Raw genomic sequence first — 25353 nt, 5'->3', positions numbered from 1 at the left:
GCGCAGTGTCCGCGACCAGCGGGAGACGGAGAGAGACCCCCTAACGGGTGGAGGAGTGTTCATGCGGAACCAGCGAAGGTATGGATACCTCGCACTCCTTGTCTCGTCGATCCTGGTTCTGGGCGCGTGCACCAGTGGCCAGATCAGCACGGGCAAGGGACTTTGTCGGGAGATCGGTGACAACGCGGCCGCCGAGCCGACGACGCCGGAGACCACCGGGACCAGCGACCTAGTCATCGGCCTGGTCACCGACGTCGGCACCTTGGACGACGCCAACTTCAACCAGTACAGCTGGGAAGGCGCACTCCAGGGCGCGGCAATCATCGGCGCACCGGAGCCGGGGAACATCGTCACGACCAACTCCGCGGACTACGCGGACAACATCAACTCGTTCGTGGATGACGGTGCGAACATCATCATCACGGTTGGATTCGCCCTTGGCGCGGCCACCCTCGAGGCGGCCCAGGCCAACCCCGACATCCACTTCGTCGGCGTGGACCAGTTCCAGGTCAACACCGACTTCGGTGGCGATTGGGATCCGCTCCCGAACTACGAGAGCTTGATCTTCAACGAGGCCCAGGCCGGATACCTTGCTGGCATCGTGGCCGCGTCCATCTCGGAGAGTGGCGAGGTTGCGGCACTCGGTGGATCGGGAACGATCCCGCCGGTCGTCAACTACATGCGCGGCTTCGAGAACGGCGCCCATAGTGTCAATCCTGACGTCGTCGTGGACCTCAAGTACGTCAGCAACGACCTGGCCGTCGCGTTCAACGACCCGACCACCGGGAAGTCCTTCGCTGACGAGTTCCTGTCGGTGAACCCTGAAGTCGACGTCCTGTTCCAGGTCGCCGGCAAGACGGGCAACGGCATGCTCGACTCGGTTGTGGAGCACGGGATCTATGGCTTCGGCGTGGACGTCGACCAGTGGGTCTCGTACCCCTCGGCCCAGGTCTGCATCGTCGTCAGCGCCGAGAAGAAGCTGACTAAGGCGGTCAGCGAGGCCATCACGACCTTCGCTGCCGACGATGTCCGCAGCAACAACGTCTTCTATGGAGCCGACAACGACGGTATCGGCCTGTCGCCGTTCTACCAGTTCTCGGATCTGATCACGTCCGAAGTCCAGACCGCAATCGACGATGCCTTCGCTGGCATGGCCGATGGATCGTTGGATCCGTGCCAGCCTTCGGGTCTGTGCTACGCCGGCGAAGAGGACATCGGAACCGAGTAGGACTCCGAGTCGGAACCAAGCCCATCGAGCGGGCCGGTCTTCGGATCGGCCCGCTCGCGTTTTCGTGACCGACATGACGGCTGACGAGGCGACGACGACAAGCACCACCCCCGGCGCCCCACCGCTGGAGATGCGCGGCATCACCAAGCGGTATCCGGGGGTGGTCGCCAACGACGGCATTGATCTCGAGGTGCGTGCCGGGGAGATTCACGCCCTGCTCGGGGAGAACGGCGCGGGTAAGACGACCCTGATGAACGTCCTGTACGGCCTGGCGGTCCCCGACGCCGGCGAGATCCGCCTCTACGGCGAGCGGGTGGAGATCAGCAGCCCGCACGACGCCATAGCTCGCGGGATCAGCATGGTCCACCAGCACTTCATGCTCGTCCCGGTCCTCTCGGTGGCCGAGAACATCCTCCTCGGTGAGGAGCCGATGAAGCGGAAGATCTTTCTCGATCGTTCGGGAGCCCGGGACCGCATCCGCGAACTCGGCGCCCGGTTCGGATGGGAGATCGATCCCGACCGCAAGGTCGGCCAGCTGTCGGTGGGCTGGCAACAGCGGGTCGAGATCCTCAAGGCCCTCTATCGCAACGCCAAGGTGCTCATCCTCGACGAGCCCACGGCGGTGCTCACACCGCAGGAGACGCGCGAGATCTTCGAAGTGCTGCGCCGCCTCCGCGACGAGGGGTATGCCGTCGTGTTCATCTCGCACAAGCTGTACGAAGTGCTCGAGGTCGCCGACCGGATCACCGTCATCCGGCGCGGGAAGGTCGTCGGTGAGCGGCGGCCGGCCGATACCAACGAGGATGACCTGGCCGAGCTCATGGTGGGCCGCGAGGTCCAGCTCACCGTCGATCGGGGGACAAGCCATCCAGGCGACCCGATGCTCACCGTCGAAGACCTCCACGTGCGTGACGACCGCGGCGGAGAAGTCGTCCACGGCGTGAGCTTCACCCTGCGAGCTGGTGAGATCTTTGGCATTGCCGGCGTGGCCGGCAACGGCCAAGACGAATTAGTCGAGGCGCTCACCGGCCTGCGGCGGCCGACCTCCGGATCGGTCCGGCTGGCGGAAACCGACGTCACCGGCGTCGGCCCCCGGCGCCTTCACCGGGCCGGTATCGGGTTCGTGCCCGGTGACCGGCACCGGTTCGGGTTGGTGCTCTCCTTCCCGTTGACCGACAACCTCGTCCTCAACGACTACTACCACCCCCCGTACAGCCGCGGCCCGGTCCGCGTTGACGCAGCCATCCGGCGGGATGCAGAGGACCTGATCGCCCGCTACGACATCCGAACGCCGTCAGCCACGGTCATCGCCTCGACGCTGTCCGGCGGCAACCAACAGAAGATCATCGTCGCCCGCGAGTTCGAGGGAGATCTCAAGCTCCTCGTGCTCGATCAACCGACGCGTGGCCTCGACGTGGGCTCGATCGAGTTCATCCATCGCCAGGCCATCGCTCGGCGCGACGCCGGCGTCGGGATACTGTTGGTCTCGGCAGAGCTGGACGAGATTCTCGAGCTGAGCGATCGGATCGCGGTCATGTACCGCGGCGCGATCGTCGACGTCCTCGATGGCCGGACGGCTGACCGCGAGACGGTCGGCTTGCTGATGGCCACCGGCGGCCGGACAGCGGAGCCCGACGAGGTGGCCTCGTGACCGGGAGGCGGACACTGTCCCTGGCCCGGATCCGGTCCCTGGTCCTCGTTCCATTCCTGGCCATCGTCCTGGCCCTCATCGCCGGCGCGGTGGTGATGATCCTGTCGAGCCCGCTCGTCAGCGACTCGGTTGACCTGCTGCTCCCGGTCCGGGCCTATGCGGCGCTGTTCCAAGGCGCCTTCGGCTCCGTCGACGCCTGGATCAAGACCCTCGCCAACGCGACCCCGCTCATCCTGGCCGGCTTCGCGGTGGGTATCGGCTTCAAAGCCGGGCTCTTCAACATTGGCGCGCAGGGACAGTTCTTGGTCGGCGCCCTCGGTGCGACCGCGGTGGCCCTGGCCCTGAATGACGCCTCGCCGGTGGTGGCCATTCCGCTTTCCCTGCTGGGCGGGATGGCCGGCGGGCTGCTGTACGGGATGATCCCCGGCGTTCTGAAGGCGTTCAGTGGAGCCCACGAAGTCGTGACCACGATCATGCTGAACTACGTCGCGATTTTCCTAGTGTCGGGAGTGATCGGCGGGCCGCTTCGCGGCGAGAACGTGACGTATAGCCGGACCGATGACATCCAGGCCGCCACCCTCCCCATCTTCCTCGGCGGTGCCGGGCACATCGGGATCCTGTTCGCGGCCGTGTCGGTCCCCATCGTCTGGTGGTTCCTGTTCCGCTCGACCATCGGCTTCGAGGTCCGCACCACTGGCGCCAACAGCGAGGCCGCGCGCTACGCGGGGATGAACCCGCGCTGGCTGATCATCTTCACCCTCTCGCTGTGTGGCCTCTTCGCCGGACTGGCCGGCGCGACCGAGATCCTGGGTGACGTGGGCTACATGCCCGCATCGTTCTCGACCACGGTCGGGTTCGATGCCATCGCCGTTGCGCTCCTCGGACGGGCCAACCCGGTTGGCATCCTCTTCGCAGGGCTGCTCTTCGGCGCGCTCCAGGCGGGGGCCGGACCGATGCAGATCCAGGCCGGGATCCCGGTCCAGATCGTCAGCGTGCTCCAGGCGGTCATCCTGTTCTTCCTGACCGCCGAGGTGCTGGTCCGGCAAGTCTTCCGTCTCAAGTCCGACGCCAAGGCACCGGGTGAATTGGCCAACTTGTCCGGCTCGTACGCGGCCCGACGGTAGCGCCATGGAATTTCTGTACGACATCCCTGTCATCGGGCTGTTCATCCAGTTCGTGGTGTACCTCGCCGGTCATACGCCGGTGGTGGCCCCCATCGTCGTGGCGGCGGCGATCCCGGTCGCCCTGGGTGCTCTGTGTGGCTTCATGAACGAGCGGTCGGGGGTCGTGAACATCGGGATCGAGGGGATGATGCTGACGGCCGCCTTTGTCGCCTGGTGGGTCGCATCAATCGTCCACGGCCTGATCCCGTCCTCACCGGGGCCATTCGGCATCACACCGGCGCTGCTGGTGGGCCTGGCAGCGGCCATCGCCGCCGCCTGCGCGGTGTCGGCCGTGCATGCGTGGCTCTCGATCACGGTTCGGGCTGACCAGATCATCAGCGGCACGATCATCAATATCTTTGCCTTTGGCATCACCGGCTACCTGAACCTGCTCATCAGCCAGAACGCACCGGCGACGGCGGGCTCGTTCAAGTCCATCAGCCTGCCGTCAGCCATCACCGACCTCCCGCTCGTGGGCTGGCTGTTCAACTCGTTCCTGGCGGTGGGACCGATTGCGCTGAGCATGCTGGTGTCGGTGATCCTGCTCCAGGTCCTCCTCCACCGGTCGCGGTGGGGTCTGCGGACCAAGGCCGTGGGCGAGCACCCCAAGGCGGCCGAGACAGTGGGCATCGACGTCATCCGGCTCCGCTACCGAAACGTGATCCTGGGCGGCGTCTTCGCCGGACTGGCGGGCGCCTACCTGACGATCGAGTTCGGAAGCGCCTTCCAGGGCGGGATGACGAACGGCCGCGGATTCATCGCGCTGGCGGCGCTCATCTTCGGGCGCTGGACGCCCATCGGCGCCTTCGGAGCCGCCCTCCTGTTCAGCGCGACGGTCGGCATCGAGCGCCTCATCCGCTTCGTCCCACCCGAGGGCACCCTGGGCGACATCCTGACCAGCATTCCGCTCGAGGTCTACGAGGCGCTGCCGTACATCATCACCATCGTGGTCCTGGCCGGGGTCGTCGGGCGGAGCATTCCTCCGGCCGCCGTGGGCCGGCCCTACGAGCGAGAGTCGAAGGCCGCCTAGCTCAGCTGGCGGCGGCCATGGCCATGGGCGCGGCCAGGACCGAGATCCGCCCGGCCACGACCCGGGACACCTCGCGCAGGGCCGCCGCGGCCGCCGAGGCATCGGCATCGGGGTGCTGCGCTGAGGTGATCGGCACGCCCGCGTCCCCGCCGGCCCGCACAGCCGGCTCGAGCGGGATGCGGCCCAGGACCTCCAGCCCGAGCTCGCGGGCCATGCTATCCCCGCCGCCCGAACCGAACAGATCGTGCTCGGTCCCGCAGTGGGGGCAGATGAAGCCGCTCATGTTCTCCACCACGCCCAGGGTCCGGACGTTGACCTTGGTGAACATGCCGATCGCTTTACGGGCGTCGAGGAGCGCCACCTCCTGAGGTGTCGTCACGATGACCGCCCCCGACAGCGGGATGAGCTGGGCCAGGGACAGCGAGGCATCCCCCGTACCGGGCGGCAGGTCGATGACCAGGTAGTCCAGGTCGCCCCACTCCACGTCGCGCAGGAACTGCTGGATGGCGGAGTGGATGAGCGGCCCGCGCCAGATGACCGGGGCGTCGCCGGTCAGGAAGTACTGGATGCTGATCATCTTCACGCCGTGGCTGACAACGGGGTTGACCCGACCGCCCACACCGGTCACATGCCCCTCCTGGGTGCCCATCATGAGCGGCACGTTGGGGCCGGTGATATCGGCATCCAGGAGCCCGACCCGGGCCCCGTCGCGTGCCAGGCTGACCGCCAGGTTGACGGCGACCGTGGTCTTGCCCACGCCCCCCTTGCCGGAGGCCACGGCGATCGTGTTGCGGACCCCGGGGATGAGGTCAGCCATCGGCCCACCGAAGCTGCGCTTGACGTTGGCGGCCCATTCGATCTTCACCGCGCCGGCACCCACGCCGGAAAGCTCATCGGCGATGTCCGATTCGATCTTGGCCTTGAGCGGGCAGGCCGGAGTGGTGAGCTCAACGGTGACCGTGACCAGCGATCCGGAGATGTCCACCGAGCGGACCATGTTCAGAGAGACCAGATCGCGCCCGATCTCAGGGTCCTTGACCCGAGCCAGGGCAGCCATGATCGCGTCGTCGGTCAGCACGGTGGTCACCGTTTGAGGGTATCAGTTGTGCGGGGCGAGCGCCCGCGGGCCTCAGGCCAGGCCGTCGAACAGTCCGGACCCGACCCCGGCGGACGGCTGGGAGGCGGCCAGGTTGGACACGGCCAGGTTGGACACGGCCAGGCGGTAGTGCTCGGCCGAGAGCCAGTTGTCGCGGACGGCGGGATCCCAGCCCGCGAACGGTCCATCCGAGCCAGTCTGCGACACGTGGCGTTGAATGGCCGCCAGCTTGAGCGGGACCAGCTCCCCAAGCGGGACGGCCACCGTCGGCCCGGCCGACGGGGTGTGGTATCCCGCACGCGGCGCAAGGTCACCCAGGATCGCGAGGGCCCCCGGCGGCACGACCAGGTGGAACAGCTTCGCGATGCGCCACGCGACCTGGTCCTCTTCCATGTTGTCCTCGTAGGCCAATGGCAGAGCGGCGCTGTCCACCGCTTCCCCGACGGCCCGGGACAGGGTCACGTGGTCCGAGTCGCCGGTCACGCCATCCGGCCCGAAGGTCAGGACCACCTCCGGCTGGTGCATCCGGATCGGCTCCACCAGGCGCCCGACCAGGTGATGGAAGTCGACCGACACCAGGTCGCCCTCGGCGTAGTCCAGCATGCGGAGGACTCGCACCCCGAGCAGGGCCGCGGAACGGCGCATCTCATCCTCGCGGACGGTGTCCAGGTTCCGCCAGCCCAGGGAATCGAGGAGGTCCCGGTTGCGGCCGCCGGGCGCAGGCGGCTTGGTCGTGATGCGGGCGTCGAAATAGCCGCGCGTGGCGCACACGACCACCACGTACGCGCCCTCGGCAGCGGCACTCGCGATGGCGCCCGCGAAACCGAACGCCTCGTCACCCGGATGGGCGACGATCACCATCAGGCTGCGGGCCGGATTCCTCTCACGGATGGGCCGCCAGATCGACGACACGGCGGCGAGTCTATCAGCCTAGACCTCGAGCTCGAGGGCCACCCTCGCCGACGGATCGCGGCCCCGATCCCGCACGGCGGGGACCCGCTCGGCGGCCGGAACGCGCTCCAGGAAGCTTGCCCGGTGGCCGGCCTCGATGGCCTGCTCAATCTCGTCCAGGCTCAGGATCCCATGACGCAGGAGCAGCGCGAACTCATCGCGCAGGTAGCGCTGGAGGATCTCCGGCCCATCGGTGGACAGTGTGAAGGCGACCTCGTGCGCGACCAGGTTGCGCAGGTACCCGCGGAGCTCGCCCAGGCTGCCCACCACACCGGTGCTCAGGTTCGAGGAGGGGCAGACCTCGAGCACGATTCCCCGCTCGCGGAGGATGCCCATGACCCGCGGATCGGTGGCGCTGCGGATCCCATGACCGATGCGCGCCGGATCCAGCGCCTCGACCGCTTCCTCCACCTCGTCGGCGCCCCCGGTCTCGCCGGCATGGACCGTGATCCCCAGCCCGGCACGGCGGCACTCGGCCATGATCTCGCGGTAGTCCGCGAATCGAAACCCGGCGACCACCGGGCCCGCGATGTCGATCCCCACGACCCCCCGCGCTCGCCAGCTGATGGCCTTGGCGGCCAGGATCTCGTTGAGCTCGCGGCTGAATGCGCGGTCCAGGCAGAAGATCAGGCCGGCCTGCACCTGGGGGTACTCGAGGATGGCCCGATCCATTCCCCGCACAGCGGCCGCGATGATGTGGTCCAGGTCCTGCTCCCCGCCCCGGTTGCGCTTCATCGGGTTGAAGCGCAGCTCCAGACGGGTGATGTTGCTGCGCCGATACGCACCCCCAATGACCTCATACACGCTGCGCTCGACGGCGATCGGGCTGGACTGGATGAGCTCGGTCCAGTGGAACAGGTCGAGGTACCCGTCAAGTGTCCGCCGCCGACGTCGCCCGAGGGTGATCAGCTCGCGGAAGGCCCAGTAGTCCTTGGTCGGCAGCCGGATGCCCTGAGCGTGCGCGATGCCCCACATGATGGCCGGGGTGACGGCCGCTCCCAGGTGCACATGGAGCTCGCTGAGCGGCGTGCGGGGATCGATCCGGGGTCGGGCCATGTGCCACCGGCTGCGGACTTTGCGGGAGTTTATCAGGCGGTCCGGCGATGCCGAACCGCGCTAGAATCGGCGCCCGATGGATCTCAAGGGCCTGATCGAGTCGCTCGCCACCGGATGGGCCGAACGCCTGACGATCCTCGTCCCGCTGGCCCTGATCGGGGCGCTGGGACTGTACGTGGCCTGGCTGCTGATCGGGTACCTCCGCGCCTCGCAGACCGGGATCGAGGCCGAGGCGGTGGTGGGGGAGGCGATCGCACCCGAGCCGGGGGCGTCGGTCCGCCTGCCGGCGGGGGCGCCGTATTGCCTGGTCGACGGCCTCGTGCATCCGCCCGGCGCCGTGTACTGCGCGCGTTGCGAGGCCGACCTGGCTCGAGACTGCGCCACCTGCGGGACGACCATCCGGGCCAGCGACGCCGTCTGCTTCAACTGCGGGGCTCGCCAGTAGCGCCGGCTCAGTTCCCCATCAGGGAGCGCACGTAGGCGCGCATCTCGGCCACGTTGGCGATCATCACCCAGCCGCGGCCGGTTCCCGGCTCGATTCCCTCGTACAGCGCGAATTGGTAGGGAGCGAGCACGGTGGCCGTCACCTGGGCGTCGGCTGCGTCGTTCACCACCTGGAACAGGGTCGGCAAGTCGCTGAGCGGGGCGTTGGTCCGCAGCGTGGTAAGCAACGCGAGGATCGCCTCTGGGTCGAACTGCTCGTCGAGCAGCGCAATGCGATGGGCCAAGGCCGCAAGCAGCTGCATCTGGCGGCCGGCCCGCGCGTAGTCGCCGTCCATCTGGCGGGAGCGGGCGTAGCCCAGGGCGGTGGCGCCATCGATGCGCTGCCATCCGGCGTTGATGCTCAACTGCGCCTGGCTGTCGCTGATCGCGTAGGGCACGTTGATCCACAGACCCCCGAGGGCGTCGACCAGGCGCGGGAAGTCCGGCATGTTGATTTCGATCCAGTAATCGATCGGCACGCCGAACGTCTGTTCCAGTGCTCCCTCCAGACCCTCCATCCCGTACGAGAAGCGGATGGCGTTGGCCTTGAGACGCCAGATGGCCCCGTTCGCGAGCGGGATGTCCACCGTGTCCCGCGGGAGGGCGACCATCGACAGCTGGCCGTGGGTGGCATCGATGGAGGCGACGACCATCGAGTCGGTAAGGGGGCCGGCGCCGCTGGCCACCCGGTCCGGCGTGGAATCGTTGCCCGCGAACAGGACGGTGATCCGCCGATCGAGCAGCGCCGGGTTGATCGGGATCGGGGTGGGCTCCGGGGTCGGCGTCGGGGTCGGCGCGGGCGTGGGGCGGGGAGTTGGCGTCGGGGTCGGGGTGGGATCCGGGGTGGGCGACGGGGAGGGCCCCAACAGAGCACAGCCGGCCACGCCGACCACCAGGGCAACTGACAGTAGGCGAGATCGGAGTATCACGGCAGACATCGACCGCGGATGGTATCCGCCCGCGGCAAGGACCGCTCGGCCAGCCCGCTCGGCCCTCATAGCCGCCTGCCCGCTGCTAGGCTCGCGGCGTGGACAGCCGCGAGATCAACGTCGAAACGGCCGGGCGGCGCGGCGTGCATGACCTGACCGGCGCCTGTGCCGTCTTCCTGACCGATGTGGCAGCCGGCCGCGATGGGCTCCTCCACCTGTTCGCCCCCCACGCCACGGCGGGGCTGATCGTCATGGAACTGGGCAGCGGCTCCGACGCCGACGTGGTCGAGGCCCTGGACCGGCTCCTCCCGCGCGACGATCGCTGGCGCCACCAGCATGGCTCACAGGGCCACGGCGCGGACCACGTCCTCCCGTTGCTGGTCGGCCCATCGCTCAGCGTGCCAGTCATCGGTGGCCAGATGGCGCTGGGGACCTGGCAATCCATCGCCCTGCTGGACCCGAACGCGGATCACATCCGGCGGCGAGTCCGGCTGTCGTTCGTGCCGGCCTAGGCCGGCGCCTCGGCTGACGCCCCGCTCCCGGCGAGACGTATCACCTGGGCAGTCACGGTGGACGGCTCCGCGGTGGGGGCATCGCACGCGTACCCCCGGCACACGTACGCGGTGGGCACGCCCTCCCGCGCGACCTTGTCGATAAACAGCGGGCGGCTCCGGAGCTCATCGCCCGCAGGCAGGCCGGCGATAACCAGGTCCGGCGCGTATGGAGCCGCGGCGGCACGGCGGAGCGCGCCCGAGCGCGGGTCCGCGGCCTCGCCGGCAACCACCACGTCGACTGCCGGGCGCAGAGCGCGATCGGCGGCACACAGCATCCGCCCGAAGGCCGACGGCTGGCGCTCGATGGCCGAACCGACCGCCGCCAGGATGCGACGGGCGCGTCGGTCGTGCTCCGAATCGCCGCCCAGAAGCGCCAGCCGGAGCCAGACGTCAGCGGCGATCGAGTTCGCGCCAGGAGTCGCGCCGTCGAGGAGCGACCGTGGACGGGCCACCGTCTGCTCGTGATCGGGCCCCGTGTCGTAAAGGGTGCCACTCTCTTCGTCCCAGAAGTCCGACCCCAGCCGCCCCATGAGCGCCTCGGCCAATTCCAGATCCCGCGGCTCGCCGAGGGCGGCATATGCCCCCAGCAGCCCGTCGGCCACCGCCGCGTAGTCCTCGGCGAAGCCGGGGGTATGGGCCACGCCCGCGCGGGCCGTGCGCCACAACCGGTCACCATCGTGGACCAGGGCCTTTCGGATGAATGCCGCCAGGTCCCGGGTTGCCGCCACGAACCGTTCATCACCCAGCACCAGCGCGGCGAGGGCGAACGCCCGCAGCGCGAGGCCGTTCCAGGCCGCCAGCTGCTTGTCGTCGCGCCCCGGACGGACCCGCTCGCTCCGGCGGGTCAGCAGGGCCGCCCGGGCGCGTTCCAGGATCGGCGGCTCCGGCGGCGGATGGTTGGTGACGTGCAGGATGGTGTGGCCCTCCCAGTTGCCGCCACCCGTGACGTCCCAGTGTGCGGCCACCGCCGCCGCGTCCGCCGCGGCCAGCCCGGCATCGGTCAGGACCGCGGCCGCCTCGTCGGCGTCCCAAACGTAGAACCGGCCCTCCTCGCCCTCGCTGTCCGCGTCCAGCGCGGCCGCAAACCCATTCTCATCGGTCCGCAGCTCGGCCAGCATGAAGTCCAGGGTCGAGGAGGCGACGCGGGCGTATCGGTCCATCCCGGTGGCCCGAAACGCATCCAGGTAGGCATGGGCCAGCAGGGCGTTGTCGTAGAGCATCTTCTCGAAGTGGGGTGCCAGCCAGGAGGCATCGGTGCTGTAGCGCGCGAAGCCGCCGGCCAGCTGGTCATGGATGCCGCCGTCGGCCATGCGATCCAGGGTGACCGTCACCATCCGCAGGGTGGCCTCGTCCCGCGTGTCCCGCCAGCGGCGGAGCAGGAACTCCAGGGTCATGGGAGCGGGGAACTTGGGGGCCGGGCCAAAGCCGCCGCGGACCGCGTCGAACGACCCGCCCAGCCGGCGCACCGCGGCGTCCAGCTGCTCACTCCCTGGGGCGGCGCCGGCGCTGTCGTCAACGGCCATCTGGTGCCGCAGGTGGGCGGCCAGCTGGGCCCCGATTCCGGCCACTTCGCCACGCCGTTCCCGATACGCCTCCGCCACGCCCTCCAGCACGGTCGTGAATGCGGGCAGGCCGTGCCGGTTATCGGGCGGGAAATAAGTCCCGCCGAAGAACGGTTCCAGGTCCGGGGTCAGAAAAACGCTGAGCGGCCAGCCGCCCGACCCGGTCATGGCCTGCACGGCGCCCATGTACACGTCGTCGATGTCCGGGCGCTCCTCGCGGTCGACCTTGATGGCCACGAAGTCGCGGTTGAGCCGCTCGGCCGTGACGGGGTCCTCGAATGACTCGTGGGCCATGACATGGCACCAATGGCAGGCCGAGTAGCCGATGGACAGGAAGATGGGCCGATCCTCGCTCCGCGCCCGGGTTAGGGCTTCGGGCCCCCACGGGTACCAGTCGACCGGGTTGTCGGCGTGTTGCAGCAGGTACGGGCTGGTGGCGCTCGCAAGCCGATTCATGTCGGGCATCGTATCGGAAGGCTTGGCAGATCGAATTGACCGCCTTCGGAGCCGATGCGCATACTACCCCCGAGTATGGACACGCGTGACGCCGCGGCCGAGACCGAGCACTTCCGCCACAGCTACACCCGCGATCGCCGAGAGCTCATCAACCGGCTGCGCCGGATCGAGGGCCAGGCCCGTGGCCTCCAGCGCCTGGTCGAGGACGAGGCCTACTGCCTCGACATCCTCCAGCAGGTCGAGGCCATGACCGCCGCTGCCGACCAGGTCGCGATGCTGGTTCTGGAAGACCACATCGACGGCTGCCTGACGCATGCCATCGACAGCGGGCAGGGCGAGCCGTACGTTCGCGAGGTCATGACGGTCGTCCGGCGCGCCATGCGCCGGCCAGGGCGTCGCGCGAGTCGAACCGGCTGAGGCGCTTCCGCAGACAGAACGGGAGTGCCGCAGGGGGGAACCGCGGCACTCCCGAATTCGACTATACGGGCGCCGGTCAAGCCGGCCGGCATGACTACGGATGGGCAGTCACCAGTGACTGGCATCCTGCGTGGGACCTGCCAGGGCCAGCCAACCAGTCAGGTGTGAATGCGGGCCCCGAGATTCCGCGGCTTAGGCGCGTTGCCAGTCGCAGGTGACTACTCGGGCCGCGTCAGCGCACTCTGGGCCCATGGGGCTCGGTCACGGACTCACTCCCCGAACATGGTGAGCTGCTTGCCGCCGCGCTCGACCAGCGGGTCCAGGCCGATCATGGGCTCCAGCCACTCGATCCGAGCGCCGTCGCGCGCCACCAGGGCTTCCAGGTGCGGCCACTTCAGGACGTGCCAGTTCTGGCGCTCGACCTCGGCCCGCAGCCACGGTGAGCGATCGAGCTTCAGCCGCAGCAGGTCGGTCCGCTCGGCGGGAATGACCAGGAACCGGGCCTGCTGCTCCGACGTCGGGATCTGGCTGCCGCGGCGCAGGACGGCCTCGCCAATCATGGCCGTCCATTCAACCTCGAACAGGTAGCTGGACCGATTGCGGACGTACCACAGCCCATCCACGGCGCCCAGCACATCGGCCGGCGCACGGATCACGAGCGGCAGGTACGTTCGCCGCTCGTCCTCGCGCAGCAGGTCACCGAGCGTGGCATCCCGCCACGGACGCTCCTGCTCACGCCGGCTGACCCACGTCCGCAGCCCGAGCCGATGCCCGAATTCGACGATGGTGGCCAAAACCCGCGTGTGATCGGCGATTCGGGTCGCGAGGTCCTCCTCGCTCCGCAGCTGACCGTGATCCCCGACCGCGGCATAGGCGCCCAGGCACGCGCGGACGAGCTCCTCGTCAGGCGACGCCGTCCCCGGGAACAGGGCGAAGATCCGGTCCAGGAACCCGGCTTCGTCCAGGCGGCCAGCCGTGGTGACAAGCGAGAAGGTCGCCCATTCGACGCGGTCGGCCAGTGTCCCGTCAGCCAGGGCGGGCTCACGCAGCCACCAGACGGGGCGCTGGGCATCGGCGATCCGCTCGAGGCTGGGGTGGTCGTCGCGCCATAGCTCCTCGCGGAGAAGGACGGCCAGCAGGGCGGGACCGGCGCGCTCCACCCGGCCGACCAGCTCCTCCTCGCGCGGGGTGGCTCCATCGTCGTCCTCGTCCGGCGATCGGGCCTGCACCAGGCGCCGCAGCAGGCCGGTCCGCTCCAGCTCGATCAGCACCGCGCATGCGATCCGCGCCAGGCCGGCCGGCTCGCCGCGGTCGCGGAGCAGCCCCACCGTGGCTCGCTCGATGGCGCCCGCCAGCTCCGGATACGTCAGGTGACCGCCTTCCGCGCCCAGGCGCAGCGGCTTGGGTCGGACCGCGTCCCGGAGCCGATCCTCGGCCGACGCGCGACGGAAATGGAGCGCCACACCGTCTCCCACCCGGCCCGACTCCCGGGGAATGGCATGCATCAGCTCCAGCTCCGCGGCCGCGGCGGCCATGGCCACCGCGAGGACCCGGTCCGGGTCATCGCCCTCCAGCAGGACGCAGAACCAGCCGCCGGGCTTGAGGGCCCCCGCGGCGGAGGCCATGGCGTGGCGGTAGGCGGTCACCTCCGCGCCATCGGCGCGGGACGAGCCGCCGCCGAAGAGCGGCTCCAGGCGAAGCGTCTCGGCAGCTTCCCGTCCCAGCAGCCAGGCGGTGGCCAGGTACTCGAAGCTCAGCTCGTCCACGCTCTCCGGCGGTGGTGGGGCGCCGATCACGAGGTCCACGCTTTCGGGCGGCAGGTACTGGCCCACCACCGCGGGGCGGCACCGGATCCACAGCAGATTGGCGGCATTCATGCCGCCCAGCTCGTCCAGATCGGCGGCGAATCGCACCGGACGCCGATCGCGGCCCAGCGCGGCCAGCGCGGTCCGTACGTCCTGGTAGGCGACCTCGAACAGGCGCCACACGTTGACCTCGCGGTTATGGCGCGAGGCCGGTTGGCGGACGTGGCCGCCGCTGATCCGGAGCGAAGCGACACGCCCGGGGTAGCCGTTCAGCCGGCTGGCGGGGAGCAGACAGCCGGCCAGCGCGAGGCGGAACACCGCCGCCAGGGGCTGGTCGTGGAACTCAGCGTCGATCTTGTTGGCGATCGCCTGCAGGGCGTACAGGTTGCGCGCGGTGTACAGGTCGAGCACTTCGTCCACGACGTCGCGCCGGTCGTCGAGCACGGGGAACCGGTCGTGCATCTGCTGGTAGGCCAGCCCCTGGCGGATATCGGTCCCGACCGGCCCGGGCACCGGCGTCGGCCGCACGGTGGAGGCGTACCGCGGCCCCTCACCGGATGGGAACGACACCGGCGGATCCGGCGCCCGGGCCGGCGGAGGCGGCGGACCACCCGGTTCGCCGAGGGGGGCCAGGATGGGCGGCTCGACCGGGAGAGGATCCCCGATCAGGCCCACCGGGGCGGGGGGCAGGTCCTCGTCGGCATCGGCCGCCGGCTCCACGGCCGGCTCGGCGGCCTGCGGCCGGGGCGGTTCCAGCCCCAGCTTGGCGTAGTCCGTCTCGTCGACCGGAGCCACGCGCTCGTCGGCTCCGCCGAGGGCGATGTCACAGGCGGTGCAGCGGTAGACCTTGCGCCCCGGCGCATCCGCGTCCCGCGGCCAGATGAACTCATCGGCCACGACCGGGCGGTTGCAAACCGGACAGCGCGACGCGTACAGCTCCTCGATGTGCTGGCGGAGCGGGATGTCCACCCGCCGCGAGGAAGCCAGCTGGGCAAAGGCGGCATCCACCGCGGCCACTTCGGGCGCGAGCAGGAAGGCCTGCGCCGCCATCTGGGCGAACGGGCTGGCCTCGGCCGCGACCACCCGCATCCCGTGCGCCACGGCGCGCCGAGCGGTCCACCCGGTCCCGGACCACGGGTCGAGGATCGTGTCGCCCGATGCGGCGAACGAGGCCAGCTCGGCGTCGAGGACGTTATCCGCCGGCGAGGGGAAGTAGCGCTCCAGCAGGGCGAGGCCGGGAAGCCGCCTAGGAAGGACGACGTGGTCAAGTCTCTTCCGTTCGGCCTCGGTCATGAGCGCTAGGTCTCTTCGAGCAGTTCCTCTTCCTCTTCGGGCTCGCTCGAGAGCTCCGGAAGGGAGGTGTCGAGCTCCTCGACCTCCTCCGGCTCCTCTTCGGGCTCCTCCGACTCTTCGTCGTCATCGTACCGGAGGGCGGTGCCCTTCATGTACGGTCGGACGTCACCCGTGCGCCCGGCGGCCGCGCCCGGGAAGGACACGGTCCCGAAATTCGCCGGGTCGGCGAACACCTCGCGGATGATGAGGCGGAGGTCGTCGTCGCGGATGGTGGTCAGGGCCGCCTCATACCGATTTCCCTTGGCCATCAGCTTCAGGAGCCGATTCGCCACCCGCGGCTCAACCTGGCCCACCTTCAGGCCGCGCACCCGGGCTTCCAGCTCCTCGTCCGCGGCCTGCAGCTCGATCGCGTCGCCGGGTGACAGGGGGGCCAGCTGCTTGGCGGGCGCCAAGTTGATGAGCCGCGCGCTGCCGGTCTTGCCCATCTCCTCGATGAACAGGGCAGCCGGCGCGCGGGCCGCGTGGCGGTCGCCGCGGGCGGCATCCGCGGCGGTCAGCAACGCCTCGAGGCGCTCGATGTTGCGCTCTGCGATCCGGTTGGTCCGCTCCCGCTCCAGGGCGGCCTGGTAGGCCTCCAGCGCCTCCGGGTGGCGGTCGAGCTCGCTCAGCGCCTTGCCCAGCCGGTTGTAGGCGTCGACGTCGCCGCCCAGCTCGATGATCTGCTGGTTGGTCTCGACCGCAGCCGGCCACTCGCCGCGCGTCGCCTGGCCAATCGCGATGTCGGCCAGCTGGCGGCGTTGCCGGATGGTGGCGTCCGGATCCCCGGCGGTCATGGGCGCGCGACTCTCCCCGCGGCGTGATCAGTGGGCGAACGGCACCGCGTGCGGCAGGCGGGACCGTCGGAGGGCGCCAATTTGTATCACCGCCCCCTCATGGTGTCAACGCGATTTCGGCGCTGGTCAGGCGCGGCTCAGGAAGAGGGCCACGATGGCGCCGATGGCGGCCAGCGAACCGTATTCCAGCACCACGGCGCGGTCGGAGGTGCCGGACTCCAGGGCGTCGGCGGCCCCACTCCACGAATGAAAGGTCAGCGCAATCAGCGCAGGCCCCACCGGCTGGGGAAGCTCCAGCAGCATGAGGGCCGTGGCCACCTGGAGGACGACGAGCAGGTGCAGCGCCGCGTGGCCGACGGCGGGTACCCCGAGCGCGCCCCGTGCCTCGGCCGCGCGCAGACACGCGACGGAGGTGAGGATGCCCAGCAGGACAATCTGCAACAGCCACAGCTCGGGCGGCAGCAGCCCCGCCAGGCCGACGGCGGCGGCGAACACGGTCAACACCAGGAACAGGTCCAATGCCAGCCGGCCACTGCGCTTGGTCGCCCCCTTCCGCTCGGTGTTGAGGGTCCACCACAGGAACGCCCAGGCGACAGGGGCGGCCAACGGGCCGATGCCGTCCGGCAGCTGCCGTCCGGCGAGGGTGACCGATACCGCGACCACGGCCAGGATGGCGTAACGCGCATAGCCGATCGACGGACGCACGGCCCCCAGCAGGGCCGCCGTCCCCAGGCCAGCAAGAGCCAGCTCAAGCGCCAGGACTATGGCCAGGGCCACCGGATCGACGGCCCAGCCGGCAGCCACGAGGGCGGCCAGCAGGAGGGGCAGGGCGAGCGGCCCGGCCCGCTTGACCGCCCGGGCGCTGCGCACCCGCCCTGCGCGCAGCATCCGGCGTCCGTCGGCCACGGCGCTCATCCGAGCAGGTCCTTCGCGCCACGGGTGGTGGCGATCTGATCCGGTTCCAGCCACGCTCGGCGCGCCACGCCGACGGCGTAGTCGAGGTACCCGAGCTCCTCGGTGCGGTGGGCATCGCTGGCCAGCGTCAGCCGGACACCGGCGCGGGCCGCATCCCGGGCCAGCCGCTCGTCGAGGTCCAGGCGCGGGCTGCCGTTGATCTCGAGCAGGGTCCCGGTGCGAGCCGCCGCCTCGAACAGCTGCGGCCAGTCGTACGACACCGGGTCGCGGCGGTTCACGATGCGTCCGGTCGGGTGGGCCAGGATGTCGACGTGCGGGTTCTCGATGGCGGCCAGGGCGCGCCGGGTCAGCTGTTCGGTGGGCTGGCTGCGGGCGGTGTGGATGCTTGCCACCACGACATCGAAGCCGGCCAGCAGCTCGTCGGGGTAGTCGAGCGAGCCGTCGGCGTGGATCTCCATCTCGGTGCCGTGCAGGATGCGGAACGGGTCCAGCTCCGCGTTCAGGCGCCCAATCTCGGCGCGCTGCTCGGCCACCCGTTCGGGTGACAGACCACGGGTCACGCCCAGCGACGGGGAGTGATCGGTCAGGACCATGTACTCCAGGCCCGTCGCCCGGGCGGCGTTGGCCATGGTCGCAATGTCATCCACGCCATCGGTCCAGGACGAGTGGGTGTGGGTGTCGCCGCGGATGTCCGCGCGTTCGACCAGGTGCGGGAGGCGCCCGTCTGCCGCCGCGCTGATCTCGCCCTCACCCTCGCGCAGCTCGGGGGCGATCCACGGCAGGTCCAGTCGGGCGTAGACCTCCTCCTCGTCGGCCGCCAGCAGCAGCTCCCCGGTGTCCACCACCCGGAACCCCTTCTCGCTGAGGGAAAGCCCGCGATCCAGGGCTCGGGCCCGGAGCGTGACGTTGTGCTCCTTGCTGCCGGTGAAGTGGACCAGGTGCGACCCCCACGCCTCGGGCCGGCACAGCATGAGATCCACCTGCCGGTCGCCGTCGACGGCGAGCACGACGCTCGCCTTATCGGTTCCCGAGGCGATCACGCGGTTGATGGTGGACAGGCCTTCGAAGGCGCGCACCAGCTCGGCCGGGTCGTCGCAGGCGGCGAGCAAGTCCAGGTCACCGATGGTCGCCAGGCGCCGGCGAAGCGAGCCGGCGGCCTCCAGGCGCCGGACGCCCGGCACGCGCCGGAGGCCGTCGAGGATCTCGTTGGCCAATCGATCCGCCTCGTGCAGCAGCAGCCGATCCGATTGGCGGTCGAGCCGCGCGATGCCCTCCAGGATGTTCTGCTCGGTGCGCGCCGAGAGGCCCGACACCTCGCGCACGCGCCCGGTCTCGGCCGCGGCGCGCAGCTCGTCGACCGAGGTGATGCCCAGCTCGATGTGGAGCTGGCGCGCGGTGCGCGGCCCGACGCCGCTAATGTGGAGCACGTCGAGCAGCCCGGGCGGGACCTGCTCGCGCAGCCGCTGGTGGTACTCCAGCTTGCCGGTGGTGCCCAGCTCGGTCAGTCGGGCGCCGATGGCCGGGCCCACGCCCGGGATCTTGGGCGTTCGGCCGGCAGACACCAGCGGGGCGAGGTCGGCTGGATAGCGCTCGATGGCATCGGCCACCCGACGGTAGGCGACCGCCTTGTACGGGACCTCGTCGAGGAGGTCGAGAAGGTCACCGATCTCGCGAAAGGTGGCGGCCAGCTCGGCGTTGGACAGCCCGGTGGACGCCGAACGCCGAGCGGCCTGGGGTCGCGGCATCCGGTCATTCTACGAACCGACACTCATCGGAAAACGAAAGAAGCCGGGCCCGTCGGCCCGGCGTCTTCGGTTGTGGTGGTCTTATCGCGTCCGGCGCAGCGCGCGCGGCAGGCTCAGGCCGAAGATTCGGCTTCGGCGGCGACGCGGGATCTCGGTGTGATACCGCTCCCGATGCGCCTCCTCAAGCAGCTCGCGCTGGCGGATGGATGCGATCAAAGCCATATATGTCAGACCGCGGCTCATCCTGGTTCCTCCTGTGTATTCCCGATAATTCCCCGCCGGGCGAACCGGAGGCATCGGTAACTGTTCACAATGTCACTATCGGTTACTGATACTAAGAGAGTGTCAGTAACTTGTCAAGGGCCCTATAATGGTTACCGCCATGAATCGAACGCGCGACTTCCTGCCCGAACCGCCCTCCAGCGATCTGTGGGTCCGCTTCGTGAACACCCTGGCCTTCACCCACGGCCGGCCGGCGGACGAGGTCGCGGATGCGGACGCCCTCATCGGCTGGCTGCGCAAGGCGCGCCTGCTGTCGGATCGAGCGGCGAGCGCCGAGCGGGCGCACCTGCGGGACGATCCCGACGAGGCCGCGCGCCGGATCGAGCGGTTCCACGACCTGCGCGATCTCATCCGCGGCATCGCGACCGAGGTCACCGATACCGACCAGGTGGGCCGGGAGAACGTGCGGGCCCTGAACCACATCCTGCGCCACGGCCTCCACTATCACCAGCTGGAGGTAAGCACCGATGGGACCCAATACGGGCTGGCACGGGTCGGCGACCGCCTGGACCAGGCCCGGGCCACGATCGCTGGAACCCTGGCCGACTTCTTGGCCGGGCGCGCGGCCCGCCAGCTGAGGATCTGCGACAACCAGGGGTGCCTGGAGATCTTCATCGACCGCTCCCCCACCGGGCGGCGGCGTTGGTGCGACATGCGGACCTGCGGCAACCAGGCCAAGGCCGCCCGTCACCGCGCCCGAGTCCGTGAGGCGACGTTCCCCCAGCACTTCCCGACGGCGGTGCCGCACACTAGAATCGGATCAATCCGCATCTGAGGCCGAATCGCCCCAGTGGACGCTGGTTCCAAACCCCGATATCCGCGCGCCGTCGGCCGGCCGACGCCGAGGTGACCGCCTAGCGAGACCCGATCCGGCGGACCCGGCGATCGACGACCACCCGGCGCGTATCCCAATCACGGGGCCGCGACGAGGTGGTCATTGCATGCCCTCCCGCGGCGCTGACGAGGAGGTGGTCCGATGAGCTCCGTGGAGACCGGCGAGCTGCTCGCCGAGGTGCAGGCTCTCATTCGCGAGCGCGAGGAGGAGGGTGTGCGCGGCCTCGCCGAGCGCATCGGTCCGCCCGAGTGGGCTGACCTGGTCCCCCAGCTGGAACCGGGGGAGGTGGCCGTGCTCCTGCAATGGCTGCCGGACGAGGAAATCCCGGCCCTGCTCGAGGAGCTGCCACCGGTCGAGGCGGCCCGCATCCTGCGGACCCTGGCCGAGCCGGAGGCCGCCGCCCTCCTGGAGGAGATGGACCCCGACGACGCGGCCGACGTCCTGGAGAACCTCCCCTCCCTGGCCATGGACCAGATCCTGGTCCGCATGCGCGCCGAGGATGCGGCCGAGATCCGCGGCCTGGCGGCGTATCCACCCGACAGCGCCGGCGGGATCATGACTCCCGCCTTCGTGGCGGTCGCCGCCGACGCGACCAGCGACCAGGCCATCTCGGCCATTCGTCGCCTGGTGGACGAGGCGGAGACGGTGAACTACGTCTATGTCGTGGACGCCGAACGCCACCTGCTTGGCGTTCTGTCCCTGTATCGGCTCCTCCTGAGCCCCGGCGAGACGCCCGTGAGCGAGCTCATGGCCCCGACCACGGTCCGGGTTCGGGCATCCGCCGACCAGGAGGCTGCGGCCCGGCTGCTGACCGACCGCAACCTGTTGGCCATCCCGGTCGTCGACGATGAGGACCACCTGCTGGGAATCATCACCGAGGACGACGTGGCCGACGTCCTCCAGGCCGAGGCCACCGAGGACATCGAGCGGCTGGGTGGCTCGCAGCCGTTGAACCTGCCCTACCGCCTGGCGAGTGTCCCGCTCCTGGTGCGCAAGCGCGTGATCTGGCTCCTGCTCCTCTTCGTGGCGGCGGGATACACCGGCACCGTGCTCCAGAACTTCCAGGGCGAATTGACCGATGTGGTGGCCCTGAGCTTCTTCATCCCCCTGCTCATCGGCACCGGCGGCAACATCGGCAGCCAGACGGTCACGCTCATCGTGCGGGCCATGGCCCTCAACGAGGTCGCGATGCGCGACATCGCGTGGATCGTCTTCAAGGAGATGCGGGTGGCACTGGTCCTGGGCGGGGTCATGGCCGTGGCCGCGTTCGTGCGGGCCGAGCTGCTGGGGGTGAGCGCCGATATCGGGGTCGTGGTGGCCCTCACGATCATCGCCATCTGCGTGTGGGCGGCGACCGTCGCCGCCGCCCTGCCGCTGGTCCTTCGCCGATTGCGGGTCGATCCAGCGGTCGTCTCGGCGCCGCTGATCACGACCGTGGTGGATGGGACCGGGCTGATCATCTACTTCGAGATCGCCCGCCTGGTGCTCAACCTCTGACGCCCTTCGGCATTCCGAGGCAGGAGTGACTTGTAACGAGAGCGGACGCCCGAAGCGACGGGCCGTCAGCCCTGAGTGGCTGAAACGGTGCCGCAAGCGCCGACCGCGCGAGATGCGAGTCTGACGTGACTGACCGATAAGTCCGCGGTATGCACCGGTCAGTAGGCTTACTGCATGGGTGGTGCCAGGGCAGAGCCGGCCAACGCCGCCCGGACCCGCATTCAGCATCAGATCCAACGACTTGGAACCGATGCGCGGATGGCGCGGGTGGCTGAAGGAATGTCCCAGGCCGCCGTGGCGAGCCGGGCAAGAGTGTCCCAGACCAGTGTGGGGCGACTGGAAGCCGGCGACGCCCGTCTATCGGTCATGATCATTGGGAGCGTGTTCTCCGCCCTCGGGATGGATCTGTCGCTGCGCGCCTTTCCCGGAGCTGGGGTGCGGCTTCGGGATAGCGGCCAGATCGCTCTAACCGAGATGATCCGAGTGGAAGCGCACCCCAGCTGGCGGCTCAGCCTCGAGGCGCCGGTGGGCGATCAGAATGGACAGGCTGCCGACGTTCTGTTGCTTGGGCGCTCGTTCGGCATCCACATCGAGCTCGAATCGGCGCTCGTTGATCTGCAGGCCCAGCTGCGGAAGGGCCAGCTGAAGCGGGACGGGCTGGAGCGCAGGGCCGGCATCAAACTCGCGTTCGTGATGGCTCTTCGCGAGTCCGAACGCAATCGTTCGGCGGTCCGAGGCGTGGGTAGCGTCGTTCGAGCGGCCCTACCCGCGTCATCGCGGGAGGTGTTGGCGGCGCTGCGTGGCGGCGTGGCTCTGAACCGGGATGGGCTGTTGTGGATCCGACCTTTACGTTCGGGCCGCGGATCCGAGTTACGGGTGACTGGCAACGAGAGCGAAGGTCCGAACCGACGTGATGGGAGTCACGTGTGACTGAATCGGTGCCCCAAGCGCCACCTGCGCTTGATGTCAGTCATGTGTAGCTGGCGCTCCAGGAAGACGGGACGGCAGCGGCGTAGCCGGCCTGGTCAGACGCCGATGGGATGCCAGACGGTCTTGATCTCGACGAACTCGCCGATGAGGTACGGCGACTGGGCGGCTGGGGCGAGCCAGTCGTAGCCGTCCAGTCCGCCTGATGGGGGGCGCGCGAAGCGCTTCACGTTGTCGGTGGCCGCCTCCTCCACGGCGGTCACCGCCGCCGCTTCCAGGCCGAAACCGTCCAGGGCGTTGACGTCCATGTGGCTGGCCAGGTGGCCGACGAGCTCGCGGCGCAAGCCGGTGATGACGTTCACGACGCCGCCTGGGACGTCGGAGGTGGCAATCACCTCGGACAGGGTAATGGCCGGCAGCGGGCGCGTCTGGCTGGCGATGACGACCGCCGCGTTCCCGGACACGATGACGGGCGCCAGCCGGCTCACGAGCCCGAGGAGCGCCGAGTCCTGGGCCGCGATGATCCCAACCACGCCGGTGGGCTCGGGGATGCTGAAGTTGAAGTACGACCCGGCGACCGGGTTCACGTTGCCCAGGATCTGCGGGAATTTGTCGGCCCAGCCGGCGTACCACACCCAGCGGTCGATGGCCGCGTCCACCAGGCGCCGCGCGCGTTGCTTGCCCACGCCCTCGGCGGCCATGACGTCGGCCACGAACTGGTCACGCCGACCCTCCATGAGCTCGGCGATTCGGTACAGAACCTGGCCCCGGTTGAAGGCGGTCTTGGTCGCCCATTCCGGCTGCGCCTTGCGTGCGGCCCGCACCGCGTCGCGGATGTCCTTGCGCGTCCCCCGGCACGCGTTGGCCAACAGCTCGCCCCGCGCCCCGTAGACCAGGTACGACCGCCCCGACTCCGTGCGCGGAAACTCGCCGCCGATGAAGAGCTTGTAGGTCTTGCGGACGCCGAGCCGCTCCACGGCGGTCCCGGCCCCGTCCCGCAGGGCCAGCGGCGCCGGGGCGCGGGCGTACAGGACCGTAGCGCGGGCCGCGCGGCGTCGCGTGGCGGTGCGATTCTGGGCCGCGGGTCGGCGAGCGGTGGCCATCGGTCCGGATCGGCCTAGGCCGCGCCGTCCAGGCGCAGGTAGCCCGCCAGCCCGTGGCGGCCGCCCTCACGCCCATAGCCGGACTCCTTGTACCCGCCGAAGGGTGAGGAGGGGTCGAAGCGGTTGAAGGTGTTGGCCCACACCACCCCGGCCTTCATGGCGCCGATCATCTTGAAGATCCGGCTCCCTTTCTCGGTCCACACCCCGGCCGACAGGCCGTAGGGGGTGTTGTTCGCCTTTTCGACCGCCTCCTCCGGGGTCCGGAAGGTGAGGACCGACAGGACCGGCCCGAAAATCTCCTCCTGCGCGATGCGGTGGCTCTGCGACACGCCGGTGAAGAGGGTGGGCCGGAAGAAAAAGCCCTTGTCGGGCAGGACGCAGTCGGGCTGGAAGATCTCGGCCCCCTCCGCGATGCCCGATTCCACCAGCTCCGCGATCTTGGCCAGCTGGCCGGCGGAGTTGATGGCCCCGACATCGGTGTTCTTGTCGAGTGGGTCGCCGACGCGGAGCGTCGACAATCGGTCCTTCAACTTGTCCAGCAGCGGCTCATAGACCGACTCCTGCACGAACAGGCGCGAACCGGCGCAGCACACCTCGCCCTGGTTGAAGTAGATGCCGTTGATGATGCCCTCAATGGCCTGGTCCAGCGGCGCGTCGTCGAACACGATGTTGGCCGCCTTGCCGCCCAGCTCCAGGGTCGCCTTCTTGTGGGTGCCGGCGATGGCGCGGCCGATGAGCTTGCCGACGGCGGTCGAGCCGGTGAACGCGACCTTGTCGACCAGCGGATGGCGGACCAGCTCCATCCCAATCTCGCCCGGCCCGGTGATGATGTTCACGACCCCCGGCGGGAGCTCCGCCTGACGGACGACGTCGGCAAATAAGTAGGCGGTAAGCGGGGTTGTTGAGGCGGGCTTCAGGATGACCGTGTTGCCGCAGGCCAGGGCGGGCGCGATCTTCCAGGCCAGCATCAGGAGCGGGAAGTTCCAGGGGATGATCTGCGCGGCCACGCCCAATGACGTCGGGCGACGGTTGGGGAATGCGTAGTCCAGCTTGTCGGCCCAGCCCGCGTAGTAGAAGAAATGGGCCGCTGCCAACGGGACGTCGACGTCGCGGCTCTCCTTGATTGGCTTGCCGGAGTTCATGGTCTCGACCACGGCGAACTCGCGGGAGCGCTCCTGCATGATCCGGGCGATCCGGTAGAGGTACTTGGCGCGCTCCCTGCCGGGCAGGCGCGACCAGGTCGTGTCGTGGGCTTGGCGTGCGGCGGTCACGGCCCGATTGACGTCCGCCTTGCTGGCCCGCGCGACCTTGGACAGGACCTCTTCGGTGGCCGGATTGATGACGTCGAAGGTGGCCCTTGGGCGGGCCGGCGAGAAGGCGTTGTTGATGAACAGCCCGTACTCGCGCTCGATCCGGATGTGGTCGGTGGACTCCGGAGCGGCGGCGTACTCCCACGGCACGCCTCGGGCGGCCATGCCCCACGAGGCAGGGGCGGGCCGCGTCTCCGGCTTCTTGGTCAGCGCCATATGCGACCGATTATGG

The 25353-nt window shown here is 69.5% G+C and carries 22 protein-coding genes; 10 read left to right on the top strand and 12 right to left on the bottom strand.

From position 1 onward, the window contains the following. Window positions 1–61: 61 nt before the first annotated feature. The 4 genes from AABM41_06680 to AABM41_06665 all read left to right on the top strand — a co-directional run bounded on the left by AABM41_06680 (window position 62) and on the right by AABM41_06665 (window position 5072). Window positions 62–1228, top strand: a complete 1167-nt coding sequence (locus AABM41_06680; protein ID MEK6191995.1) for a BMP family ABC transporter substrate-binding protein — start codon at window positions 62–64, stop codon at window positions 1226–1228. 73 nt (window positions 1229–1301) lie between these two features. Next, window positions 1302–2879: an ABC transporter ATP-binding protein gene (locus tag AABM41_06675; GenBank protein ID MEK6191994.1), complete on the top strand. Its 1578-nt coding sequence runs from the start codon at window positions 1302–1304 to the stop codon at window positions 2877–2879. Further along, window positions 2876–4003: an ABC transporter permease gene (locus AABM41_06670; protein ID MEK6191993.1), complete on the top strand. Its 1128-nt coding sequence runs from the start codon at window positions 2876–2878 to the stop codon at window positions 4001–4003. Before AABM41_06675 ends, AABM41_06670 begins: the two co-directional genes overlap by 4 nt. A 4-nt stretch (window positions 4004–4007) precedes the next feature. Then, entirely contained in the window at window positions 4008–5072 is a 1065-nt protein-coding gene (locus AABM41_06665) for an ABC transporter permease (GenBank protein ID MEK6191992.1), read from the top strand. 1 nt (window position 5073) lies between these two features. Here the strand turns inward: AABM41_06665 and AABM41_06660 are convergent, their stop codons facing one another. From AABM41_06660 to AABM41_06650, 3 genes are read right to left on the bottom strand one after another with little or no spacing between them, the layout of a single operon-like run. Then, window positions 5074–6159 carry an Mrp/NBP35 family ATP-binding protein gene (locus AABM41_06660; protein ID MEK6191991.1) on the bottom strand — a complete coding sequence of 362 codons (1086 nt, stop codon included), beginning with the start codon at window positions 6157–6159 and terminating at the stop codon, window positions 5074–5076. Window positions 6160–6201: 42 nt separating this feature from the next. After that, window positions 6202–7080, bottom strand: a complete 879-nt coding sequence (locus AABM41_06655; GenBank protein ID MEK6191990.1) for a PIG-L deacetylase family protein — start codon at window positions 7078–7080, stop codon at window positions 6202–6204. Between the two features lie 18 nt (window positions 7081–7098). Next, window positions 7099–8175, bottom strand: coding sequence for an adenosine deaminase (locus AABM41_06650; GenBank protein ID MEK6191989.1), 1077 nt, complete (start codon window positions 8173–8175; stop codon window positions 7099–7101). A 76-nt stretch (window positions 8176–8251) separates the two neighbouring features. Between AABM41_06650 and AABM41_06645 the strand changes: the two genes are divergently transcribed. After that, a complete protein-coding gene (locus tag AABM41_06645) occupies window positions 8252–8620 on the top strand; it encodes a zinc ribbon domain-containing protein (protein MEK6191988.1) in 369 nt (122 codons plus the stop codon). Window positions 8621–8627: 7 nt separating this feature from the next. Here AABM41_06645 and AABM41_06640 read toward each other — a convergent pair whose 3' ends face one another. After that, on the bottom strand, window positions 8628–9596 hold the full coding sequence (locus tag AABM41_06640; protein ID MEK6191987.1) for an LCP family protein: 969 nt from the start codon (window positions 9594–9596) through the stop codon (window positions 8628–8630). 89 nt (window positions 9597–9685) lie between these two features. On the opposite strand from AABM41_06640, the gene AABM41_06635 reads away from it, so the two are divergent. Beyond that, on the top strand, window positions 9686–10099 hold the full coding sequence (locus AABM41_06635; GenBank protein MEK6191986.1) for a secondary thiamine-phosphate synthase enzyme YjbQ: 414 nt from the start codon (window positions 9686–9688) through the stop codon (window positions 10097–10099). Here the strand turns inward: AABM41_06635 and AABM41_06630 are convergent. Then, complete coding sequence (locus AABM41_06630) at window positions 10096–12159, bottom strand: thioredoxin domain-containing protein (protein MEK6191985.1); 2064 nt, start codon at window positions 12157–12159, stop codon at window positions 10096–10098. The genes AABM41_06635 and AABM41_06630 overlap by 4 nt on opposite strands. Before the next feature lie 75 nt (window positions 12160–12234). Between AABM41_06630 and AABM41_06625 the strand changes: the two genes are divergently transcribed. Then, window positions 12235–12576 (top strand): metal-sensitive transcriptional regulator, encoded by a 342-nt coding sequence (locus AABM41_06625; GenBank protein MEK6191984.1) that lies wholly within the window; start codon window positions 12235–12237, stop codon window positions 12574–12576. A gap of 269 nt (window positions 12577–12845) precedes the next feature. Here AABM41_06625 and AABM41_06620 read toward each other — a convergent pair whose 3' ends face one another. The 5 genes from AABM41_06620 to AABM41_06600 all read right to left on the bottom strand — a co-directional run bounded on the left by AABM41_06620 (window position 12846) and on the right by AABM41_06600 (window position 19410). Then, window positions 12846–15674 (bottom strand): hypothetical protein, encoded by a 2829-nt coding sequence (locus AABM41_06620; GenBank protein MEK6191983.1) that lies wholly within the window; start codon window positions 15672–15674, stop codon window positions 12846–12848. A gap of 5 nt (window positions 15675–15679) precedes the next feature. Continuing rightward, window positions 15680–16507, bottom strand: coding sequence for a tetratricopeptide repeat protein (locus AABM41_06615; GenBank protein MEK6191982.1), 828 nt, complete (start codon window positions 16505–16507; stop codon window positions 15680–15682). 126 nt (window positions 16508–16633) lie between these two features. Next, window positions 16634–17422 carry a hypothetical protein gene (locus AABM41_06610; GenBank protein MEK6191981.1) on the bottom strand — a complete coding sequence of 263 codons (789 nt, stop codon included), beginning with the start codon at window positions 17420–17422 and terminating at the stop codon, window positions 16634–16636. After that, window positions 17419–19167 (bottom strand): DNA polymerase/3'-5' exonuclease PolX, encoded by a 1749-nt coding sequence (polX, locus tag AABM41_06605; GenBank protein MEK6191980.1) that lies wholly within the window; start codon window positions 19165–19167, stop codon window positions 17419–17421. Before polX ends, AABM41_06610 begins: the two co-directional genes overlap by 4 nt. Before the next feature lie 81 nt (window positions 19168–19248). Beyond that, window positions 19249–19410 (bottom strand): hypothetical protein, encoded by a 162-nt coding sequence (locus AABM41_06600; protein MEK6191979.1) that lies wholly within the window; start codon window positions 19408–19410, stop codon window positions 19249–19251. Window positions 19411–19549: 139 nt separating this feature from the next. Between AABM41_06600 and AABM41_06595 the strand changes: the two genes are divergently transcribed. The 3 genes from AABM41_06595 (at window position 19550) to AABM41_06585 (ending at window position 22711) form a co-directional block, all read left to right on the top strand. After that, window positions 19550–20224: a CGNR zinc finger domain-containing protein gene (locus tag AABM41_06595; GenBank protein MEK6191978.1), complete on the top strand. Its 675-nt coding sequence runs from the start codon at window positions 19550–19552 to the stop codon at window positions 20222–20224. Between the two features lie 201 nt (window positions 20225–20425). Beyond that, window positions 20426–21781 carry a magnesium transporter gene (gene mgtE, locus AABM41_06590; protein MEK6191977.1) on the top strand — a complete coding sequence of 452 codons (1356 nt, stop codon included), beginning with the start codon at window positions 20426–20428 and terminating at the stop codon, window positions 21779–21781. Between the two features lie 174 nt (window positions 21782–21955). After that, window positions 21956–22711: a helix-turn-helix transcriptional regulator gene (locus AABM41_06585; GenBank protein ID MEK6191976.1), complete on the top strand. Its 756-nt coding sequence runs from the start codon at window positions 21956–21958 to the stop codon at window positions 22709–22711. Between the two features lie 95 nt (window positions 22712–22806). Here AABM41_06585 and AABM41_06580 read toward each other — a convergent pair whose 3' ends face one another. Both AABM41_06580 and AABM41_06575 read right to left on the bottom strand, forming a co-directional pair. Continuing rightward, a complete protein-coding gene (locus AABM41_06580; GenBank protein MEK6191975.1) occupies window positions 22807–23811 on the bottom strand; it encodes an aldehyde dehydrogenase family protein in 1005 nt (334 codons plus the stop codon). 14 nt (window positions 23812–23825) lie between these two features. Further along, entirely contained in the window at window positions 23826–25286 is a 1461-nt protein-coding gene (locus AABM41_06575; protein ID MEK6191974.1) for an aldehyde dehydrogenase family protein, read from the bottom strand. Between the last annotated feature and the right edge of the window lie 67 nt (window positions 25287–25353).

This window comes from Chloroflexota bacterium (assembly GCA_038040195.1).
In the GTDB taxonomy this organism is placed as follows: domain Bacteria; phylum Chloroflexota; class Limnocylindria; order QHBO01; family QHBO01; genus DASTEQ01.
This window is presented reverse-complemented; position numbering and strand designations above follow the sequence as displayed.

What these genes read in the sequence shown, in the direction of transcription:
- AABM41_06680 (MEK6191995.1), top strand. Translation starts at nt 62, where the DNA reads ATGCGGAACCAGCGAAGGTATGGATACCTCGCACTCCTTGTCTCGTCG.
- AABM41_06675 (MEK6191994.1), top strand. Translation starts at nt 1,302, where the DNA reads ATGACGGCTGACGAGGCGACGACGACAAGCACCACCCCCGGCGCCCCA.
- AABM41_06630 (MEK6191985.1), bottom strand. Translation starts at nt 12,159, where the DNA reads ATGAATCGGCTTGCGAGCGCCACCAGCCCGTACCTGCTGCAACACGCC.
- AABM41_06610 (MEK6191981.1), bottom strand. Translation starts at nt 17,422, where the DNA reads ATGAGCGCCGTGGCCGACGGACGCCGGATGCTGCGCGCAGGGCGGGTG.
- AABM41_06645 (MEK6191988.1), top strand. Translation starts at nt 8,252, where the DNA reads ATGGATCTCAAGGGCCTGATCGAGTCGCTCGCCACCGGATGGGCCGAA.
- AABM41_06575 (MEK6191974.1), bottom strand. Translation starts at nt 25,286, where the DNA reads ATGGCCGCCCGAGGCGTGCCGTGGGAGTACGCCGCCGCTCCGGAGTCC.
- AABM41_06665 (MEK6191992.1), top strand. Translation starts at nt 4,008, where the DNA reads ATGGAATTTCTGTACGACATCCCTGTCATCGGGCTGTTCATCCAGTTC.
- AABM41_06585 (MEK6191976.1), top strand. Translation starts at nt 21,956, where the DNA reads ATGGGTGGTGCCAGGGCAGAGCCGGCCAACGCCGCCCGGACCCGCATT.
- mgtE (MEK6191977.1), top strand. Translation starts at nt 20,426, where the DNA reads ATGAGCTCCGTGGAGACCGGCGAGCTGCTCGCCGAGGTGCAGGCTCTC.
- AABM41_06580 (MEK6191975.1), bottom strand. Translation starts at nt 23,811, where the DNA reads ATGGCCACCGCTCGCCGACCCGCGGCCCAGAATCGCACCGCCACGCGA.
- AABM41_06600 (MEK6191979.1), bottom strand. Translation starts at nt 19,410, where the DNA reads ATGAGCCGCGGTCTGACATATATGGCTTTGATCGCATCCATCCGCCAG.
- AABM41_06620 (MEK6191983.1), bottom strand. Translation starts at nt 15,674, where the DNA reads ATGACCGAGGCCGAACGGAAGAGACTTGACCACGTCGTCCTTCCTAGG.
- AABM41_06625 (MEK6191984.1), top strand. Translation starts at nt 12,235, where the DNA reads ATGGACACGCGTGACGCCGCGGCCGAGACCGAGCACTTCCGCCACAGC.
- AABM41_06650 (MEK6191989.1), bottom strand. Translation starts at nt 8,175, where the DNA reads ATGGCCCGACCCCGGATCGATCCCCGCACGCCGCTCAGCGAGCTCCAT.
- polX (MEK6191980.1), bottom strand. Translation starts at nt 19,167, where the DNA reads ATGCCGCGACCCCAGGCCGCTCGGCGTTCGGCGTCCACCGGGCTGTCC.
- AABM41_06640 (MEK6191987.1), bottom strand. Translation starts at nt 9,596, where the DNA reads ATGTCTGCCGTGATACTCCGATCTCGCCTACTGTCAGTTGCCCTGGTG.
- AABM41_06595 (MEK6191978.1), top strand. Translation starts at nt 19,550, where the DNA reads ATGAATCGAACGCGCGACTTCCTGCCCGAACCGCCCTCCAGCGATCTG.
- AABM41_06615 (MEK6191982.1), bottom strand. Translation starts at nt 16,507, where the DNA reads ATGACCGCCGGGGATCCGGACGCCACCATCCGGCAACGCCGCCAGCTG.